This window comes from Streptomyces sp. AcH 505 (assembly GCF_000818175.1).
Lineage (GTDB): Bacteria > Actinomycetota > Actinomycetes > Streptomycetales > Streptomycetaceae > Streptomyces.
This window is the reverse complement of the sequence record NZ_JTIY01000001.1, coordinates 3213151-3231272: the sequence shown is the minus strand read 5'-3', so window position 1 is coordinate 3231272 and position 18122 is coordinate 3213151. Positions and strand designations below refer to the sequence as shown.

At 70.4% G+C, this 18122-nt stretch carries 14 protein-coding genes, 1 pseudogene and 1 riboswitch; of the genes and pseudogenes, 2 read left to right on the top strand and 13 right to left on the bottom strand.

Translation table 11 applies throughout. The features are described from left to right. The first annotated feature begins 1 nt into the window (after window position 1). Window positions 2-2509, top strand: a complete 2508-nt coding sequence (locus HY68_RS14800; protein ID WP_041988944.1) for an FtsX-like permease family protein — start codon at window positions 2-4, stop codon at window positions 2507-2509. Window positions 2510-2612: 103 nt separating this feature from the next. Here the strand turns inward: HY68_RS14800 and HY68_RS14795 are convergent, their stop codons facing one another. From HY68_RS14795 to HY68_RS14745, 11 genes are all read right to left on the bottom strand, one after another. After that, window positions 2613-3908, bottom strand: coding sequence for a cyclopropane-fatty-acyl-phospholipid synthase family protein (locus HY68_RS14795; RefSeq protein ID WP_041988943.1), 1296 nt, complete (start codon window positions 3906-3908; stop codon window positions 2613-2615). 340 nt (window positions 3909-4248) lie between these two features. Then, window positions 4249-5637, bottom strand: a complete 1389-nt coding sequence (locus tag HY68_RS14790) for an NAD(P)/FAD-dependent oxidoreductase (protein WP_041988941.1) — start codon at window positions 5635-5637, stop codon at window positions 4249-4251. A 343-nt stretch (window positions 5638-5980) separates the two neighbouring features. Then, on the bottom strand, window positions 5981-6934 hold the full coding sequence (locus HY68_RS14785) for a Ppx/GppA phosphatase family protein (RefSeq protein ID WP_041988940.1): 954 nt from the start codon (window positions 6932-6934) through the stop codon (window positions 5981-5983). Then, window positions 6931-7464, bottom strand: coding sequence for a DUF501 domain-containing protein (locus HY68_RS14780; RefSeq protein ID WP_041988938.1), 534 nt, complete (start codon window positions 7462-7464; stop codon window positions 6931-6933). The genes HY68_RS14785 and HY68_RS14780 overlap by 4 nt, the downstream gene beginning before the upstream one ends. Before the next feature lie 37 nt (window positions 7465-7501). Further along, window positions 7502-7975, bottom strand: a complete 474-nt coding sequence (locus tag HY68_RS14775) for a septum formation initiator family protein (protein WP_041988936.1) — start codon at window positions 7973-7975, stop codon at window positions 7502-7504. Between the two features lie 108 nt (window positions 7976-8083). Beyond that, window positions 8084-9370, bottom strand: coding sequence for a phosphopyruvate hydratase (eno, locus tag HY68_RS14770; RefSeq protein ID WP_041996093.1), 1287 nt, complete (start codon window positions 9368-9370; stop codon window positions 8084-8086). A 287-nt stretch (window positions 9371-9657) separates the two neighbouring features. Continuing rightward, a complete protein-coding gene (locus HY68_RS14765; protein ID WP_041988934.1) occupies window positions 9658-10347 on the bottom strand; it encodes a transglycosylase family protein in 690 nt (229 codons plus the stop codon). A gap of 3 nt (window positions 10348-10350) precedes the next feature. Continuing rightward, window positions 10351-10529, bottom strand: a riboswitch (cyclic di-AMP (ydaO/yuaA leader). A 276-nt stretch (window positions 10530-10805) separates the two neighbouring features. Next, window positions 10806-11726 carry a transglycosylase family protein gene (locus tag HY68_RS14760; protein WP_078863612.1) on the bottom strand — a complete coding sequence of 307 codons (921 nt, stop codon included), beginning with the start codon at window positions 11724-11726 and terminating at the stop codon, window positions 10806-10808. A gap of 138 nt (window positions 11727-11864) precedes the next feature. After that, the gene (locus HY68_RS14755) at window positions 11865-13124 is read right to left on the bottom strand and encodes a cytochrome P450 (protein WP_041988933.1); all 1260 of its coding nucleotides are present in this window, start codon (window positions 13122-13124) and stop codon (window positions 11865-11867) included. A gap of 33 nt (window positions 13125-13157) precedes the next feature. After that, window positions 13158-14219, bottom strand: coding sequence for a nucleoside triphosphate pyrophosphohydrolase (locus HY68_RS14750; protein WP_041988932.1), 1062 nt, complete (start codon window positions 14217-14219; stop codon window positions 13158-13160). Window positions 14220-14245: 26 nt separating this feature from the next. Further along, window positions 14246-14902 carry a SurA N-terminal domain-containing protein gene (locus HY68_RS14745; protein WP_041988931.1) on the bottom strand — a complete coding sequence of 219 codons (657 nt, stop codon included), beginning with the start codon at window positions 14900-14902 and terminating at the stop codon, window positions 14246-14248. Window positions 14903-15184: 282 nt separating this feature from the next. Here HY68_RS14745 and HY68_RS14740 point away from each other — a divergent pair, with 282 nt between their 5' ends. Then, window positions 15185-16366 (top strand): acyltransferase, encoded by a 1182-nt coding sequence (locus HY68_RS14740; protein ID WP_078863611.1) that lies wholly within the window; start codon window positions 15185-15187, stop codon window positions 16364-16366. 28 nt (window positions 16367-16394) lie between these two features. Here HY68_RS14740 and HY68_RS14735 read toward each other — a convergent pair whose 3' ends face one another. Both HY68_RS14735 and HY68_RS43755 read right to left on the bottom strand, forming a co-directional pair. Next, window positions 16395-17933, bottom strand: coding sequence for a serine/threonine-protein kinase (locus HY68_RS14735; RefSeq protein ID WP_041988929.1), 1539 nt, complete (start codon window positions 17931-17933; stop codon window positions 16395-16397). Next, window positions 17930-18122 (bottom strand): annotated as a pseudogene (locus tag HY68_RS43755) (hypothetical protein); the annotation flags it as partial. The pseudogene HY68_RS43755 and the gene HY68_RS14735, both read right to left, overlap by 4 nt.

Below are 18122 nucleotides of genomic sequence, written 5' to 3'. Positions count from 1 at the left end.
CATGCTCCGTACCGCCCTGCGCACCGTGCTCGCGCACAAGGCCAGGCTGCTGATGACGGTGCTCGCCGTGATGCTCGGCGTGGCCTTCGTCTCCGGCACCCTCGTCTTCACCGACACCCTCGGCCGCGCCTTCCAGAACCAGACGTCGAAGAGCTACAAGGACGTCTCCGTCGCCGTCTCCTCGAACGACGACGCGGGCATCGACACCCGGACCGTCGAGAAGATCGAGGCGGCAGGCGGTGTCACCACCGTCACAGGCCGGGTCGACGGCTTCGCCGGGGTCGCCGACAAGGACGGCAAGCTCATCGGCAACGGCTGGTCCAACACCGGGGCCAACTTCGCACCCGACAAGAACGGCAAGGACCCGTCGTACGACTTCACCGACGGCGGCGGCCCCGCCAAGGGCGGCCAGATCGCTCTCGACAAGGCGACCGCCGACAAGGGCGAGTACCAGGTCGGTGACCGGGTGCGGGTCGCGACCAACGGCCCGGTGAAGGAGTACGCCCTCTCCGGGATCTTCGACACCGAGGACGGCGCGGTCAGCGCCGGCGGCAGCCTCGTCCTCTTCGACACGGACACCGCGCAGCGGCTCTACCTGACGCCGGGCCACTTCACGGACCTGACGGTCGTCGCGGCGCCCGGCGCCTCCGACACGCGGATCCTCTCCGAGGTCAAAGCGGTCCTGCGGGACGGTGCCGACGCCCAGACCGGCACCCAGCTCGCCGACGACCAGGCGGCCGACATCAAGAGCGGCCTCTCCGGGCTCAACACGATGCTGCTGGCCTTCGCCGGTATCGCCCTGTTCGTCGGGATCTTCCTGATCTCCAACACCTTCACCATGCTGGTCGCCCAGCGCACCAAGGAACTGGCGCTGCTGCGCGCCGTCGGCGCCTCCCGCAAGCAGGTCAAGCGCTCGGTGCTCGCCGAGGCCGGCGTGGTCGGCGTGGTCGCCTCGGTCATCGGCTTCGGCCTCGGCGTCGCGATGGCGGTCGGGCTGCGCGGCGCGATGGGTGCCACCGGTGCGAAGGTGCCGGCCGGTCCGCTGGTGGTCTCGCCGTACTCGGTCCTGGCCGCCTTCGGGGTAGGGGTGCTGATCACCCTCCTCGCCGCCTGGCTGCCGGCCAGGCGTGCGGCGAAGATCCCGCCGGTCGCCGCCATGAGCAGCGTGCACGGTGTCGCCACCACCAAGTCCCTCGTCGTGCGCAACTCCTTCGGCGCGGTGCTGACGCTGCTCGGCGGTGCCGCGGTGATGGCCGGGGCCGCCGCCGGAAGTGACGGCAGGGCCCTGATCGGGCTCGGCGCCTTCCTGACGCTGATCGGGATCATCGTGCTGATCCCGCTGCTCTCGCGCCCCTTCATCGCGCTCGTACGGCCGTTCCTGCGGCGGGTCTCCGGAGTCTCGGGGAAGCTGGCGAGCCAGAACGCCGTCCGTAACCCCCGGCGTACCGGAGCGACCGCTTCCGCGCTGGCCATCGGGCTCACCCTGGTCACCGGGCTCACCGTGCTCGGGGTGACCCTGGGCCAGGCCGTGGACAAGATGACCACCGACAACATCAGCGCCGACTACATGGTGACGATGGCGAGCGGCGACGCGCTGGACAGCTCGGCGGTGACCGCGCTGCGCAAGGCGCCGGGCATCGAGGCCGTGTCGCCGCAGCAGGCCGCCGACGTGTCGGTCAAGGGCAAGGACCACTCGGTCTCCGGGGTCACCCCCGGTGACATCACCAAGGTCTTCAACCTGACCTCAGTCAACGGCTCGCTGGACACGCTCGGCGACGGACAGATCGCGGTGGCCACGAAGACCGCGAAGTCCAACGGCTGGAAGGTCGGCGACATCGTGCCGGTGCGGTACGACGACGGCGCTTCGGCCAGGCTGAAGGTCGGCGCGACATTCAAGAACAACGAGTTCCTCTCGCCGCTGCTGATGTCGGGCGAACTGCTCGCCCCGCACGAGAAGACCCCGGACATCCGCGAGGTCTGGATCAAGAGCGAGGGCGGCGCGAGCGCGGCGCACGAACAGGCGCTGGTGGACGCGCTCGGCGACAACCCGGCGATCAGCGTCATGGACCGGCAGGACATCAGGAACAGCTTCGGGGGTCTGATCAACACGGCCCTGAACATCATGTACGGGCTGCTGGCGATGGCCCTGCTCATCGCGGTGCTCGGCGTGATCAACACCCTGGCGATGTCGGTCTTCGAGCGGCAGCAGGAGATCGGGATGCTGCGCGCCATCGGCCTGGACCGGCGCAGGACGAAGCGGATGATCCGTCTCGAAGCCGTGGTGATCTCGGTGTTCGGCGCGGTGGTCGGTGTGGCGCTCGGGACCTTCCTGGCCTGGGCGATCGGCCAGACGATCAAGAGTTCGGTGCCGGGCTACGCGCTGGTCCTGCCCTGGGACCGGATCGGGATCTTCCTGGTGCTGGCCGCGCTGGTGGGGGTGCTGGCCGCGATGTGGCCGGCCCGCAGCGCCGCCCGGCTGAACATACTGACGGCGATCAAGGCCGAGTGACATCACAGGATCAGCCGAGTGACACGTCACCGGATCACCGGATCACCGGACGACCGGGCCCCGCGGCAGCTCTGCCGCGGGGCCCGGTGCGGCACGGAAGAGGTCAGCGCCAGTCGTGCGAGCGCAGCGGCGCTCCCGGCTCGCCGCTCTCCGGTGTCTTCACGGCCAGGATCTGGTTCACACCGATCCTGTTGCGCTCGAAGGAGAGCGCGGACGCCGCCATGTAGAGCCGCCAGACCCTGGCCCGGCCCGGCGAGGTGGCACGGACCGCCTCGGGCCAGTGCTGCTCCAGATTGGCCACCCAGCGGCGCAGGGTCAGCGCGTAGTGCTCCCTTATCGACTGCACGTCACGGGCTTCGAAGCCCGCTTCCTCCAGCGTGGCGACGGTCCGGCCGAGCGGGGCCAGCTCGCCGTCGGGGAAGACGTACGCGTCGATGAACTCGTCGATGTGGTACTCCTCCTCGACCTTCTCCGGACGCCGGGCGATCTGGTGGTTGAGCAGCCGGCCGCCCGGCTTGAGCAAGGCGTACAGGTCGTCCGCGTACTCCCGGTAGCGCACCGTGCCGACATGCTCGGCCATGCCGATGGAGGAGATCGCGTCGTACGGGCCGTCCCGGACGTCGCGGTAGTCCTGGACCCGGATCTCGACCCGGTCGGTCAGCCCCTCCTCGGCGATGCGCTTACGGGCGTACGCGGCCTGCTCACGGGAGAGGGTGACGCCGGTGACCCGGGCGCCGTACTCGCGCGCGGCGTGGATGGCCATCGAGCCCCAGCCGCAGCCGACGTCGAGCAGCCGGTCGCCGTCCTTCAGCGCGAGCTTGCGGCAGACCAGGTCGAGCTTGTCGCGCTGGGCCTGTTCGAGGGTGAAGCCGGGGGTGTCGTCCCAGTAGCCGCAGGAGTAGACCATGGAGGGGCCGAGCACCATCTCGTAGAAGTCGTTGCCGACGTCGTAGTGGTGGCTGATGGCTTGCTTGTCGCGCCGCTTGGTGTGCAGCGCGCCCGTGCGGCGGCGTACTTCCTCGACCGGCGGCGGGGGCGGCGGCCAGGGGCCCGCGATCTGGACGATGCCCTTCGCCGCGGCCCGCATCCGCGGGTCGAGGACAGGGTGCACGGTGTCCTTGGCCTCGGCGCCCTTCTCCCAGATGAGCCCCGCGAGCAGCTCCAGGGCCGCGTACAGGTCGCCCTCGACATCCAGCTCGCCGGCGACCCAGGCGCGGGCCAGGCCCAGCTCGCCCGGCTTCCACAGCAGCCGGCGCAACGCACGGCGGCTGCGGATGACCAGGATCGGCGCGTCCGGGGGCCCTGATTCACTGCCGTCCCAAGCGCGGATACGTACCGGGAGCGGGGCTCCCAGCAGTTCTTCGGCAAGAGTGGTCAGCCGCAGCGCGGCGTCGGCCATGGCGCACACCTCCGTGATGATTAATCCAGACATGCTCAGCACCACGTAAACACCCGGAGGGTGCTGACGCAGTCCCGCTGTCACGCAATGAGACCGTAAAATAGCTGCATTCACCACGGAGTTTAGCGCGGTACGGCTCGGTGCGCCCCCGTGCGGTGGGAGTCGTCCGGTGCGCGGAACGACGTCCGGAGGGGGCGGTCAAGACCGCACGGGTGAAGCCCGCCTGTTGGGCCGTCAGGGCGAGGGCGGGGCTCCCCGGCGCCCTCGACCGGCCGGGGACATGCGAGAGGGCCGCCCGCACCACGGATGGCGGACGGCCCTCTCGGTCAGCTGGGCGGGGTCAGGAAGCCTTGGCCTTCTCAGGCTCGGGCCGGACGACGACCGCGGCGGGCGGGGTCGGCTTGGCCGCCTCGTAGAACTCCTCGCGCGGCGTCTGCATCGCGCCGAGCGACACGACCTCGCGCTTGAGGAACATCGAGAGCGTCCAGTCGGCGAAGACCCGGATCTTGCGGTTGAACGTCGGCATGGCCATGCCGTGGTAGCCGCGGTGGGCGTACCAGGCGAGCCGGCCCTTGAGCTTGATCTTCATCTTGCCCATGACGATCATCGCGACGCCCTTGTGCAGGCCGAGACCCGCGACGGCGCCCTTGTTGGCGTGGCTGTAGTCCCCCTGCGGGAAGCCGCGCATACCCGAGATCACGTTGTCGCCGAGCACCTTGGCCTGGCGCAGCGCGTGCTGGGCGTTGGGCGGGCACCAGGCGTTCGGGTTGCCGGCCTTGCGGCCGACGACGTCCGGGACCTGGGCGTTGTCGCCGGCGGCCCAGATGTAGTCGGTGCCCTGCACCTGGAGCTTCTCGTTGGTGTCGACGTGACCACGCGGGCCGAGCGGCAGACCGTAGCGGGCGAGCGCCGGGTTGGGCTTGACGCCGGCCGTCCACACGATGGTGTTGGAGTCGACCTCAAGGCCGTTGTTCAGCACCACGTGACCGTCGACGCAGGAGTCCATACCGGTCTTCAGGTAGATCTCGACGCCACGGCCCTCAAGGTGCTCCTTGCCCCAGGCGCCCAGCTTCGGGCCGACCTCGGGGAGGATCTTGTCGGCGACGTCGACGAGGACGAAGCGCATGTCCTCGCGCTTGACGTTCGTGTAGTACTTGGCCGCGTCGCGCGCCAGGTCCTCGACCTCGCCGATCGTCTCGGCGCCGGCGAAGCCGCCGCCGACGAAGACGAAGGTGAGCGCCTTGCGACGGACGTCCTCGTCCGTCGTGGAGTCGGCCTTGTCGAGCTGCTCCAGCACGTGGTTGCGCAGTCCGATCGCCTCCTCGATGCCCTTCATGCCGATGCCCTGCTCGGCGAGGCCGGGGATCGGGAAGGTACGGGAGATCGCGCCGAGCGCGACGACCAGGTAGTCGAAGGGCAGCTCGTAGGCCTCGCCGACGAGCGGCGCGACTGTGGCGACCTTGCGGTCCTGGTCGATGGTCGTGACCCGGCCGGTGAGAACCTCAGCCTTGGGCAGCACGCGTCGCAGCGGTACGACGACATGCCGAGGCGAGATGCTGCCGGCGGCAGCTTCGGGGAGGAAGGGCTGGTACGTCATGTACGAGCGTGGGTCCACGACCGTGACGGTCGCTTCCCCGTACCGCATCTTCTTCAGAATGCGACGAGCTGCGTACAGGCCTACGTACCCACCGCCTACAACGAGGATCCTGGGACGCTCCGTGGTGCTCATGCCATCGAGTATCCACCCCGGGGGTGGGGGGTACTCGTGAGCCCCTTCACAAGGGTAGGGGGTACCTGTGCTACACTGCCCGGCCCCTTTGCCGCGAGGCCCTTCCCGCGACAGCGGTCAGGGGGCGCCGTGACCCCACCGGCACCCCCTGTGACCTGCCCCTACGCGTCACCCGCCACGCGGACCACCGCGCGGGTTCACAGTGCCGTAACGCCCCCGGAACTCCCCCGTAGGGTCCGTCCGGACCCCTTTCGAGGGCCCCTGCGGCCCTTGCGCACGGCAACCGCGCACGGCAGGAGTCTTTTCCTTGTGAAGAACTTCACGAAGTTCCTCGGGAGGACGTTCAGTCCGTCGTGGCGCGGGCCTCTTCGGCCGCCTTGTAGGCGATGCCGTCGAGGATGTCGTGCTCGCTGACGACCACCTCGGCGGCGCCCGTCCGCTCCATGATCGACAGCAGTACGAGGGCGCCGGCGCCGATGACGTCCACCCGGCCCGCGTGCATGACCGGGATCGCGGCGCGCTCCTCGTGGGTGGCGGCCAGCAACCGCTCGGTGATCTCCTTGACCTGCCCGTACGGGATCCGCGAGTGGTGGATCGCCGTCGAGTCGTACGCGTCCAGACCGAGCGCGATACCGGCCACGGTCGTGACCGAGCCGGCGAGCCCCACCAGGGTGCGGGCCTCGCGGAGCGGTACGGCCTCCTCGGCGAGGTCCAGGGCCGCCTCGATGTCGGCGCGCATCGCGGCGACCTGATCCGGTGTCACGGGGTCGGTGACGGCGCCGTCGCGCAGCAGATGGCGCTCCGTCAGCCGTACGCAGCCGATGTTGACCGACCGCCCGGCCCTGACCTGGTCGTCGCCGACGACGAACTCCGTCGAGCCGCCGCCGATGTCCACGACCAGCCGGCTCTCGTAGCCCGGCAGTTCCTTCGTCGCGCCGGTGAAGGAGAGCGCGGCCTCCTCGTCACCGGTGATCACCTCGGGCTCCACGCCCAGGATGCCGCGCACGCCGCGCACGAAGTCGTCGCGGTTCTCTGCGTCACGCGACGCCGAGGTGGCGACGAACCGGATCCGGCGGGCGCCGTGCTCCTTGATGATCTCCGCGTACTCCCGGCAGGCGGCGAACGTGCGCTCCAGCGCCTCCGGGGCCAGCCGGCCCGTGCGGTCCACGCCCTGGCCGAGCCGGACGATCGTCATCCGCCGGTCCAGGTCGGCCAGCGTGCCCGCCACCGGGTCGGCGTCCGCGACCAGCAGCCTGATCGAGTTCGTACCGCAGTCGACGGCGGCCACCCTGGTCATCCGGACTCCTCATTTGTGAACGGGATCACACACGGCCCCTTGGCCCACCACTCGGGCAGCATCGCCAGCGCCTCGTCACCCAGCGGGTTGACCCCGGGGCCGGCCGCCAGCGAGTGCGCGACCAGGACGTGCAGACACTTCACCCGGTCCGGCATGCCGCCGGCGCTGGGGAAGCCCGCCAGCACCTCGATGGCGTCACGGCGCGCGATGTAGTCCTCATGGGCGGCGCGGTACGCGGCGGCCAGCTCCGGGTCGGTCGCGAGGCGTTCGGTCATCTCCTTCATGACGCCGTTCGCCTCCAGCGTGCCGATGGCCGAGGCCGCGCGCGGGCAGGTCAGGTAGTACGTCGTGGGGAAGGGCGTGCCGTCGGGCAGCCGCGGCGCCGTCTCGACCACGTCCGGCTGACCGCAGGGGCAGCGGTGCGCGATGGCGCGCAGTCCGCGCGGCGGTCGGCCGAGCTGTTGCTTGAAGGCCGCGACATCCGCCTCGGTGGGCTCGGTGCGGTCGGTCTGCGGAGGGGGCTTGTCCATGCCTGCCTAGGTTGTGCGCGGCGGCCCGCCCGCCGGGTTACCTGTCCGGGCGGTCCGCGTTGTCGACGTCGTCCATGAGGTTGGAGTACCAGGGGCGGTCGGCCCCGCCCTCCACCTCGTGCTGTTCCTTGACGGTGTGCGGGTCGGTCATCGTGAAGCCGGTCTCCCCCGGCATCACGTAGTGCAGATGGTCCCTGGCCAGCCGCTCGATGTACGCGTCGTCCTGGAGCCGCGCCTTCTCGTCGCGCAACTCCTCGACCTGGCGCTTCGCGTCACGCGACGTCCGCTCCTGGTCGCTGATCTCGTTGCGCTGGGACACGTACTGCCGCATCGGGTACGCGAGCGCCACGACGAGCGTGCACACGACCAGGGCCAGGAAGGCCGCCCGGCCGGTGAGCCGGGAGCGGCGCGCCTGCCGGCGGCTCTGGGAGCGGTAGACCCGGGCCGCGGTCTGCTCACCGAGCACCCGCAGCCTGGTCGCGGTGGAGAACCGGTCCCGGCTCCCGCTCATCGCTCGCCTCCCGTGTCACGTACGTACGTCCCCGGACACGGTACGGGACCGGGGCCGGGGACGTACGTACGACGGGCGGGCAAGAGCAGGACCGCCGTGCTGCCTGTGCTACTCGGCGGAGCGGAAGCGCGGGAACGCGCTGCGGCCCGCGTAGACGCCCGCGTCGTCGAGGATCTCCTCGATGCGCAGCAGCTGGTTGTACTTGGCGACGCGCTCCGAGCGGGCCGGTGCGCCGGTCTTGATCTGGCCGCAGTTCACGGCGACGGCGAGGTCGGCGATGGTGACGTCCTCGGTCTCGCCCGAGCGGTGCGACATCATGCACTTGAAGCCGTTGCGCTGCGCCAGCTCGACGGCGTCGAGCGTCTCGGTCAGCGAACCGATCTGGTTGACCTTGACGAGCAGCGCGTTGGCCGAGCCCTCCTCGATACCGCGGGCGAGGCGCTCCGGGTTGGTGACGAAGAGGTCGTCGCCGACGATCTGGACCTTGGCGCCCAGCTTGTCGGTGAGGACCTTCCAGCCGGCCCAGTCGTCCTCGAACAGCGGGTCCTCGATGGAGACGAGCGGGTACGAGGCGACGAGCTCCTCGTAGTACTCGGTCATCTCGGCGGCCGAGCGGGACTCGCCCTCGAAGTTGTACTTGCCCTCGCTGTAGAACTCGGAGGCGGCGACGTCGAGCGCGAGCGCGATGTCACGGCCGGCGACGTAGCCGGCCTCCTTGATCGCTTCGAGGATGAGGTCGAGCGCGGCGCGGTTGGAGTCCAGGTTCGGCGCGAAGCCGCCCTCGTCACCGAGACCGGTGGCCAGGCCCTTGTCCTTCAGGACGCGCTTGAGGGTGTGGTAGACCTCGGCGCCCCAGCGCAGCGCCTCGGAGAAGGACTCGGCGCCGATCGGGGCGATCATGAACTCCTGGATGTCCACGTTCGAGTCGGCGTGCGACCCGCCGTTCAGGATGTTCATCATCGGGACGGGCAGCAGGTGCGCGTTCGGACCGCCGAGGTAGCGGAACAGCGGCAGGTCGGACGCCTCGGAGGCGGCGTGCGCCACGGCGAGGGAGACACCCAGGATGGCGTTGGCGCCGAGCGACGACTTGTCGGGGGTGGCGTCCAGGTCCAGCATCGCCTGGTCGATCAGCCGCTGCTCGGTGGCGTCGTAGCCGACGAGCTCCGGGCCGATCTGCTCGATGACGGCGAGGACGGCCTTCTCGACGCCCTTGCCCTGGTAACGGTTCTGGTCACCGTCGCGGAGCTCAAGGGCCTCGAACGCACCGGTGGAGGCACCGGAGGGGACAGCAGCACGGCCTGTGCTGCCGTCGTCGAGGCCGACCTCGACCTCGACCGTGGGGTTGCCTCGGGAGTCGAGGATTTCCCGGGCTACGACGACGTCGATGGACGGCACGAGCATCTCCTTCTGGGATGTGACGCTTGGAGCGCAGGGCCCGTTGGCCTTGCGCCAAGAGCCTAACCGGCGGCGGGGCGTCGGCCGGCCTGTGCCCGCACGCTGGGACGAAATGAGGACCGAATACCCGGCAGGCCGGACAAATCCGGCGGCTGCTCCACCGGGACCCCGTAGCGGGCCCCGCACCCGCACCCGCACCCGCACAAGGAACCCCGGCCCGGCACGCACGGGGGACGCGCGCCGGACCGGGGTGGTCGGTGAGGACCGGTCGGGTCAGTGACCCGGGACTAGCTGAGGTGGAGCTGCTGGCCCGGGTAGATCACATCGGCGTCCTTGACGATGTCCTTGTTCAGGTCGAAGACCTTCTTCCAGCCGCCCTTGACGTGATGGGCGGTGGCGATCTTCGAAAGGGTGTCGCCACCCTTGACCTTGTACTCGCCGTCACCCTTCTTGATCGTGGCGGGACGGCTCTGGCCGCGCGACGCGGGCTGCGCCTCGCTGCGGCTCGACTGCTGCTTCGAGGAGGGCTGCGCCTGCTGCTGCTTGGGCTGCGACTGCTGCTGGGGGGCCTGCTCCTGCGGCTGGGCGGCGTCCGAACTGCTGGACGCGCCGGACAGGTTGACGCCACAGCTCGGCCAGGCGCCCTTGCCCTGGCTGGCCAGGACCTTCTCGGCGACGGCTATCTGCTGCGACTTGGAGGCCTGGTCGGCGCTGGAGGCGTAGGCGGTGCCGCCGTACGCGGCCCAGGTGGACGACGAGAACTGCAGACCGCCGTAGTACCCGTTGCCGGTGTTGATCGACCAGTTGCCGCCGGACTCGCACGAGGCGACCTGGTCCCACTCCGAGGTGGAGGCGGCCGATGCGGACGTGGCACCGAGCAGCGGTACCGCGATGGCGGCACCGGTCACTCCGGCGAGCGTCGCGTAGCGGACGGCCTTGGACGGGCGGCGGTGCTTGGCATTGCTGGAACGCAGCATGGAGCATCTCCTCACCGACGCCTACGAGGTCAGCTGTCGGGTTCGGGCCAAGTGAGTTGCCCGGCCACCTGCCGCGTGACGGCAGGTGGCTACACCCCGAGCCGGTCGGCGGCCGTCTCTCGACGGCCGGGTCCGGCGCCTAACCTTGGGTCCCCCGCTCCTGCCTACGGCGCTTTACGCGACGACTGTTCCCGGCGTCCGGCGGCAGGATTCGGCGTGCCGGTCGACGGGGCCCGCGGTGCGAGCGGTTCAGACGTAAACACAGCCCGCCCCGGATGTTCAAAGGAGAGCATCACGGATAAATCGCCCTTACCGGTCTTCAACACCGTTGTGTTTTCGCAGGTGGGAGCGGAAAGGGACGAACCCGGCGGGCAGAGCACACCAATTACGGCAAAGAGACCCTTGTCTCACTTTCACAGAAGTGGACATAGGGTCTCTAACTGCCCTCGCTGCAGAGGCTACTTCGCGAGATCCGCACTGGCCAGCGCCGCGTCCGCCGCGTAGATCTGCTGCCAGCCGCCCGGCAGCTTCAGCGCGTCGGTGATCAGCGTCGGGGCCTCGTCCACGGGGGCGGCGTACTGACCGACGGAGATGCCGTCACCCTTCGCGTCATGTACCGGTTCGTTAACTCGCGAGGCATGACGGCCAGTTTCCCGCTGTTCGCCCGAATTGCCCGGCCGTGTCGTCTCGGGAGCCGCGGCGCCGCGGTGCTTGGACGCCTTGGAGGGGGTCCCGGACGGCGTGCCGGACGGTGTCCCGGAGGCGTCAGGGGCGGGCGTGGTCGCCGAGGGGGCGCCGGAGGGGGTGGTGGCCGACGGCGAAGGCGCGGGCGTGTCCGTGGCCTTCGGGGACGTGCTGCTGTCGCCGCCGCCGGTCACGCCGTCGATCAGACCACCGACCACGCTGCCGACGGTGCCGCCGCCGTTGTCGTTGCTCACGCCGGTCGGCGCCTCGTCCTCGGCCGCCGGGTCGGAACCCGCACCGGGGTCGACGTCCGGCGTGACGTCGCTCTTGGTGAGACCGGAGACCGCGGCGCAGCTCGTCCACGCCTGCGGGCCCTGTGCGTCGAGGACCTTCTCGGCCACCTGTATCTGCTGGGCGCGGCTGGCGAGGTCGGGCCGGCTGGCGTACTGGTCACCCCCGAAGGAGTTCCAGGTCTCCTGCGACATCTGCAGCCCGCCGTAATAGCCGTTCTCCAGGTTCGCGCTCCACGTGCCGCCGCTCTCGCACTCGGCGACGTGGTCCCAGGTCGTGGCGTCTGCGGCGGAGGCGCCGGCAGCGCCGAGCAGCGGGATCGCGATCGCCGATCCGGTCACCCCTGCGGCGACGATCAGTGCGGGAGCCTGCCGAGGGCGGCGATGACGGCCGTTCGCGGACATGCGGTTGCCTTCCGTGTGACGGGAAATACGACTACACCGTGTGGCTGGTGGAGCTGTCGGTGAACGTAGCGGTACTCGAACGTCTGTCACAAGTCGATGCAGCGGAGATCACGTGAAAGTCACGGACTTGACGGTTTGTCAGTCGGACAGAGGTGTGAACTGCACCGGAAGCGTGCGCAATCCACGCATGATGAGCCCCCCACGCCACCGCAAATCGGAAGGATCCTCCGCAAGGCGCACATCGGGCAGCCGGGTCAGAAGTGTGGCAAGTGCGGTCCGACCCTCCAGCCGTGCCAGGGGTGCGCCGAGGCAGTAGTGGATTCCGTGCCCGTATCCGAGGTGTTGATTGTCACTCCGAGCGAGATCCAGCCGGTCGGGGTCGTCGAAGCGGGCGGGGTCGCGGTCGGCGGCGGCGAGGACGACGAGGACGGGGTCGCCGGTCGCGACGGCCACCCCGCCGACGGTCAGCGGTTCGGTCGCGTAGCGCCAGGTGGCGAGTTCCACCGGCCCGTCGTAGCGCAGGAGTTCTTCCACGCCCGTGGCGAGCAGGCCGGTGTCGCCGGCGGCGAGCGCTTCCTGGAGCCTGGTCCGCTGGCCGGGGTTGCGCAGCAGCGCGTACGTGCCGTTGCCGATGAGGTTGACCGTCGTCTCGAATCCGGCGAACAGGATGATGAAGGCCATCGCCGCCGCTTCGTTCTCGGTCAGGTGCTCCCCGTGGTCGCCGGCCCGGATCAAACCTGAGATCAGATCGTCGCCGGGCTCCCGCCGCTTGCGGTGGATCAGTTCGGCGAGATAGCCGCGCATCTTCTTCACCGAGCGCGCGACGCCGCCGCGCGGACCTCCGCCGTGCCGGATCATCATGCCGGCCCAGTCCCTGAAGTCGTCCTGGTCCTCGGCCGGTACGCCGAGCAGGTCGCAGATCGCGTAGATGGGGAGCGGGAAGGCGAAGTCGTGGATGAGGTCGGCCGAGCCCTTCGCCGCGAAGTCGTCGATCAGCCGGTCCGTCAACTCCTGCACGCGTGGTGCGAATTCGGCCACCCGGCGCGGGGTGAACGCCTTGGAGACGAGCCGGCGCAGCCGGGTGTGGTCGGGCGGGTCGATGTTCAGCAGATGCGTCATCAGATCCGCGTCGCGCTCGCCGGGGATCCCGGTCTTGCCCTTGGCGGCGGCGCTCCCCGCGTGGTGCACGGGGTTCTTCGACAGCCGCGCGTCGGCGAGCGCCTGCTTGGCGTCCCCGTACCGCGTCACCAGCCAGGCGTCGACCCCGCTCGGGAGCGTGGTCCTGTGCACCGGCGCGTGCTCACGGAGCCAGGCGTACGCGGGGTACGGGTCGGTGGCGAACTCCCAGGTGAAGAGCGCGGGCGCGGGGGGCGTGGTCGGGGAGGGCTGGTCGGGCATCCCCCGACCCTAACGACCCGCCCGCCGCGTCCGTCAGCGGTGGTCCCGCACGCCGTGCCCCTCGGCGGTACGGATCGTGTCCCTATATACACGCGCCGCCGCACGCAGCGCGGTCTCCGGGTCGACGCCCGCCTCGTCCGCCCGTACCGCCAGGGCCAGCAGCTCGTACCCGACGCCCTCGCCCGACGGCGGTACGACGTCCAGGCCGGCCGTGCGCACCCGCCCGGCGAGCTTCGAGGCGAGCGCGAGGCTCGGCTGGCCGAGCGGTACGCCGTCGGTGACGGAGTCGCGCTGCTTCTCGATCGCCTTCATCCGCAGCCAGTGCGTCTTGACGTCGGCCGGGGTCGCCGCGCTCTCGTCGCCGAAGACATGGGGATGGCGGTGGATCAGCTTCTCCACGAGGGTCGCGGCGACATCGTCGATGGAGAACCGCTCGACGCTCTCGCCGTCGTCGTCGTCGGCGGCGTCGGCGTCGGCGTCGGCGTCGGCGTCGGCGGGCAGGCCGTCCTCGGCGATGCGGGCGTGGAAGACGACCTGGAGCAGTACGTCGCCCAGCTCCTCGCGCAGCTCGTGGGTGTCGCCGTCCTCGATGGCCTCGACCAGTTCGTACATCTCCTCGATGCCGTACTTGGCGAGCCCCTGGTTGGTCTGGATCGACGACCAGGGGCAGTCACGCCTGATCCGGTCCATCACCTGGACGAGATCGAGGAGCCGGGCGCCCGGCAGGTCGTACGAGCCGGGGAGCAGTTCCAGGTCGGGCATCTGGACCCGGCCCGAGCCCGCGAGCCTGGCGAGACCGTCGGTGAGCGGGCCGCGGCTGTCCAGCGAGGAGATCACCACGACCGTACGGCCGCCGGCGCAGTCGGCGACCAGCTCCTCGGCGCCGGGGGCGCCCTCTTCGACCCGGACGCCGGCTTCCCTCAGATACGGGAGCTGCGGATCGGCCGGGTCGGCGCACAGCACACGGTCGGCGGCGTGCAGCGTCTGCCAGGCCGGCCAGGACAGCAGTCCGGGGGCGACGCGATGGCTGGCGGTCAGCAGGACGATACGGCCGGCCGGGTCCTGCGCGGGCGCCGCGGGAGGTTCTTGTGTCACCCGTCGAACCTACCGCCGGCCTGCGGTCAGGCGTCGGTCGGCTCCTGCTGCGGGGCTTCCTTGGTGACCTGCTTGATCCACGGCGTCGTGGACTGGCCCAGCGAGATCTTCGTGTTGTCCCAGGTGCCGTAGCGCGGGTTGACGTCGACATGCATCGACTTCGACGTCTTCGCCAGCAGGGCGAGGACCTTCTGCTGGCCCTGCGGGGTCGTGGTGTCGCCGCCGACGGCCGTGGCGACCTTGGCGAGCAGCACGTCACGGCGTACCGCGTCGTCGATCTGGTCGGGGGTGAGCGCGCCCTGCTGCAACAGCACGGACTCGAACGCCTTCGCACCGCCGGACTGCGCCTCGGCCTGCTGCCTGGCGGTCTGGATCTCGCGGCGCGAGGCGCTGACGCCCTCGTCGCTCGCGGCCTGCAGCAGGATCCGGTCGAAGATCATGCCGTTGAGCTTGTTCTGGTTGAGCTGGCCCGAGTTCTTGATCAGCTCGGCGGACTGCGGCGACGCCTCCTGGGCCTTGCGCACCGCGGCGACCTGAGCCTGGAGCGTGGACACCTCGATCCGCTTGCCGCCGACGACCGCCGCAGCTCCCGGGTGGGAGTCGCTGCCGCACGCGGTGAGCAGCGGGGCCGCGGCGAGCAGAACGACGGAGATGGAGAGCGCGGTGCGACGGCGGCGGTTCAAGGGGGCCTCCCGGGGAGATTGTGCGGCGATGCACAAGCCTTGCAGTGATCGATGTTAAGCAGTCGGCGTGGTCTGGGCCACTGGTTCGACCAACGATTCAGGCACGGTTGTGGTCTCGGGAGCCCACATGATCGTCCACACGTGCGTCACCTCGGCAGTTCACCCCTCCGTCATCTATCTCGAACCGGTGTTCACTTCGGCGCTGTCGCCACGTTCACCGGAGGCTGCCTAGCGTCCTTCTGGATGACCTGGCGACGGTGGGAACGGACGGAAACAGAGGGAATGACGCAAGCGACCCTGGCCCCTGTACCGGAACCCCTTCCCGAACCGCAGAGTTCACCTTCCACCGCTCCCGGGGCCGCGGCGCCTGCCGCAGCCGCGCCACGGCACGACCGGATGCGGGCGCTCGACGGGCTGCGCATCGTGGCCGCGCTGATGGTCTGCCTCTACCACTACTCGGGGCGCGGCGGCGATATCACCCGCGCCTGGGGCGAATCGCCGCGCCATCTGTTCCCCGACCTGTCGGGGCTCACGGTCTACGGCTGTCTCGGCGTCCAGGTCTTCTTCGTCATCAGCGGCTTCGTCATCTGCATGAGCAGCTGGGGCCGTTCGCTCGGGGACTTCTTCCGCTCCCGCGTCACCCGGCTCTACCCGGCGTACTGGGCGGCCATCGTCCTGGTGACCGCCGCCTGCTTCGCACTGCCGTCGGTCAGCGAACCGCTGCGGCTGCACGAGGTGCTGGTGAACTTCACCATGCTCCAGCAGCCCATGGGCGTACGGCGGGTGCTGGGCGTCTGCTGGACCCTGTGGGTCGAGGCGCGCTTCTACTTCTTCCTTGCGCTGTTCGTGGTGTGGAAGGGCGTCACCTACCGCCGCGTGGTCGTCTTCGCCGTGGTGTGGACGGCGGCCACGGCGTTCGCGCAGGTCGCCGACAACTCGCTCGTCACCGAGCTGGTGATGCAGGACAACGCGCCGTTCTTCATCGGCGGCCTGGCGCTGTACCTGATCCACCGGTACGGCAGCGACATACTGCTCTGGTCGCTCGTCGGCGTGAGCTGGCTGCTCGGGCAGCACTACGCGACGATCGCCCTGTGGAACCCGGCGACCGACCCGTCGCAGGTGTTCGCGCCGCGCTCGCCGTACGTGATCCTCGCGATCGTCACGTTCGCGTTCGCCTCGGTCGCGGTCGTGGCGCTGGGGTGGGCCCGCTGGGCCAACTGGCGCTGGCTGACCTTCGCCGGGACGCTCACGTACCCCTTCTACCTGGTCCATGAGCACCTGGGCTGGTTCGCCGTGACGATCCTGCACAAGAAGTTCGGCCTCGACCCGCGGCTGACGCTGATCGCGGCGATCGTCTCGATGCTCGTCCTGGCCTGGCTCATCCACCGGCTGGTGGAGAAGCCGTTCGGACCGAAGCTGCGGCGGGCGATGAAGCTGCAGGCCGCCCGGCTCAAGGCGGCCTGACGCCCGCTCCCGGCTTGCCCGGGACCTTTCAGAGGCCGTGGAACTGCTGCTGGCGCTCCAGCGCCCGCCGCACATCGGCGGCCAGCGGGTGGTACGGGCCGTAGAGCCGCCCGATGTCGTAGAGCAGATCCCCCAACTGCTGGTGCGCCGCCGCGTGATCGCCGACGGCCAGCAGCAGATTGCCGATCCGCTGGCGGATGTCGAAGGCCCGGTCGTGGTCGGCGCCGGGGCGCTGCTGGTTCTCGAAGTACGGCAGCAGCGCCCGGTATTCGGCGAGGGCCGCCGCCGCCTCGCCCAGCTGCTCAAGACAGAGCGCCGCGTCGAACCGGAACTGCAGGGCCTGTTGATCGCCCGCACCCGACTCTGCCGCCCGGTCGTCGGCGAGCCGGCGCAGCTCGGGCAGCGCCCTGCGGTACTGGCCGTCGTCCATCAGCGTCGCCGCGTACTGCTTGCGCAGGATGCGGACGACCGGTGACGACTCGCCGTGCTCGGCCGCGGCTGCGGGCAGGATGGAGCCGAGGATGTCGACGGCCTGGGTGATGCTGCCCTCGCCGAGCAGCCGCTTCACCTCGTCCACGGCGGCCGCCACATCCGGGCGTTCGGCCGGTACGGGCTGCTCGGGCCTGGCGGGCAGCGGCACCGAGGGCAGGCTGGTCGCCCGGTCGGGCCAGGGGGCGTGCGGGCGGCTGAACGGTCTGGTCGGGTCGAGCGGTCCCGCCGCCGGGACTCCGCGCGGCGGCAGCATCGGCATGAGCTGCTCGTACACCTCCTGCGCGCCTGCGGGGCGGTGCTGCGGATCCTTGGCGAGCAGCCGCAGCACCAGCGCCTCCAGCGGCTCGGGGATGTCGGGCCGGATCCGGCGCACCGGCAGCGGCGGCTCGTACAGATGGCGGTGGAGCACGCCGAGCACGGTCGACCCCGCGAACGGCACGTTCCCGCTGAGGAGTTCGTGCAGGAGCACACCGAGCGCGTACAGGTCGGTGTACGGCCCGACGGCGCCGCCCATGGCCTGCTCAGGCGCCATGTAGGCGGGGCTGCCGATGGGCGATCCGGTGTGGGTGAGGCGCGTGGTGTCGGCGTCGATGACGGAGGCGACGCCGAGGTCGAGGACGGTGACCGTGCCGTCCGGTTTCACCATCACGTTGCGGGGCTTGAGGTCGCGGTGCACGATCGGCACCGCGTGCACCGCCGCGAGCACCGCGCACAGCTGGGCGGCCACGGAGGCAGCCCACGGCCAGGGGTACGGGTCGTGTTCGGCGAGATGGTCGGCGAGGTCGGCGCCCTCGACGTACTGCATGACGAGATACAGGTCGTCCCCGTCGCTGCCCGCGTCATGGACGGTGACCAGGCCGGGGTGGTCGACCTGGGCGGTGACCCGGCACTCGCGCACGAAGCGGCGGCGCATCTCGTCGGCGCCCGAAGCCGCCGCCATCCGGTCGGGGCGCAGCAGCTTCACGGCGACGCGCCGGTCGAGGCGCTGGTCGTACGCCGTCCAGACCTGGCCCATGCCGCCCTGGCCGATGATCGTCGACAGCTCGTAACGGGCGGCGATGACCCGTCCGTTCACCGGTCGTCCTGCCGCTTGCGCAGGATGTCACTCAGCTCGTCGAGTTCGGCGCGTACCTGGTCGATACGGGGGTGGCCCGGCTGCGGGTAGCCGGACTGCGGCTGTCCGGGCTGCGGCTGACCGGGCTGCGGGGGTGTCGCGCCGGGCCGGTCGGCGGGGACCGGCGGCAGCGGCGGGGGCGTCGGCAGC

Excerpts from the sequence above, each read along its gene's own strand:
- HY68_RS14755 (WP_041988933.1), bottom strand. The coding sequence starts at position 13,124 with ATGCCCGACCAGCCCTCCCCGACCACGCCCCCCGCGCCCGCGCTCTTC.
- HY68_RS14740 (WP_078863611.1), top strand. The coding sequence starts at position 15,185 with ATGACGCAAGCGACCCTGGCCCCTGTACCGGAACCCCTTCCCGAACCG.
- HY68_RS14760 (WP_078863612.1), bottom strand. The coding sequence starts at position 11,726 with ATGTCCGCGAACGGCCGTCATCGCCGCCCTCGGCAGGCTCCCGCACTG.
- HY68_RS14785 (WP_041988940.1), bottom strand. The coding sequence starts at position 6,934 with ATGACCAGGGTGGCCGCCGTCGACTGCGGTACGAACTCGATCAGGCTG.
- HY68_RS14795 (WP_041988943.1), bottom strand. The coding sequence starts at position 3,908 with ATGGCCGACGCCGCGCTGCGGCTGACCACTCTTGCCGAAGAACTGCTG.
- HY68_RS14780 (WP_041988938.1), bottom strand. The coding sequence starts at position 7,464 with ATGGACAAGCCCCCTCCGCAGACCGACCGCACCGAGCCCACCGAGGCG.
- HY68_RS14765 (WP_041988934.1), bottom strand. The coding sequence starts at position 10,347 with ATGCTGCGTTCCAGCAATGCCAAGCACCGCCGCCCGTCCAAGGCCGTC.
- HY68_RS14775 (WP_041988936.1), bottom strand. The coding sequence starts at position 7,975 with ATGAGCGGGAGCCGGGACCGGTTCTCCACCGCGACCAGGCTGCGGGTG.
- HY68_RS14790 (WP_041988941.1), bottom strand. The coding sequence starts at position 5,637 with ATGAGCACCACGGAGCGTCCCAGGATCCTCGTTGTAGGCGGTGGGTAC.
- HY68_RS14800 (WP_041988944.1), top strand. The coding sequence starts at position 2 with ATGCTCCGTACCGCCCTGCGCACCGTGCTCGCGCACAAGGCCAGGCTG.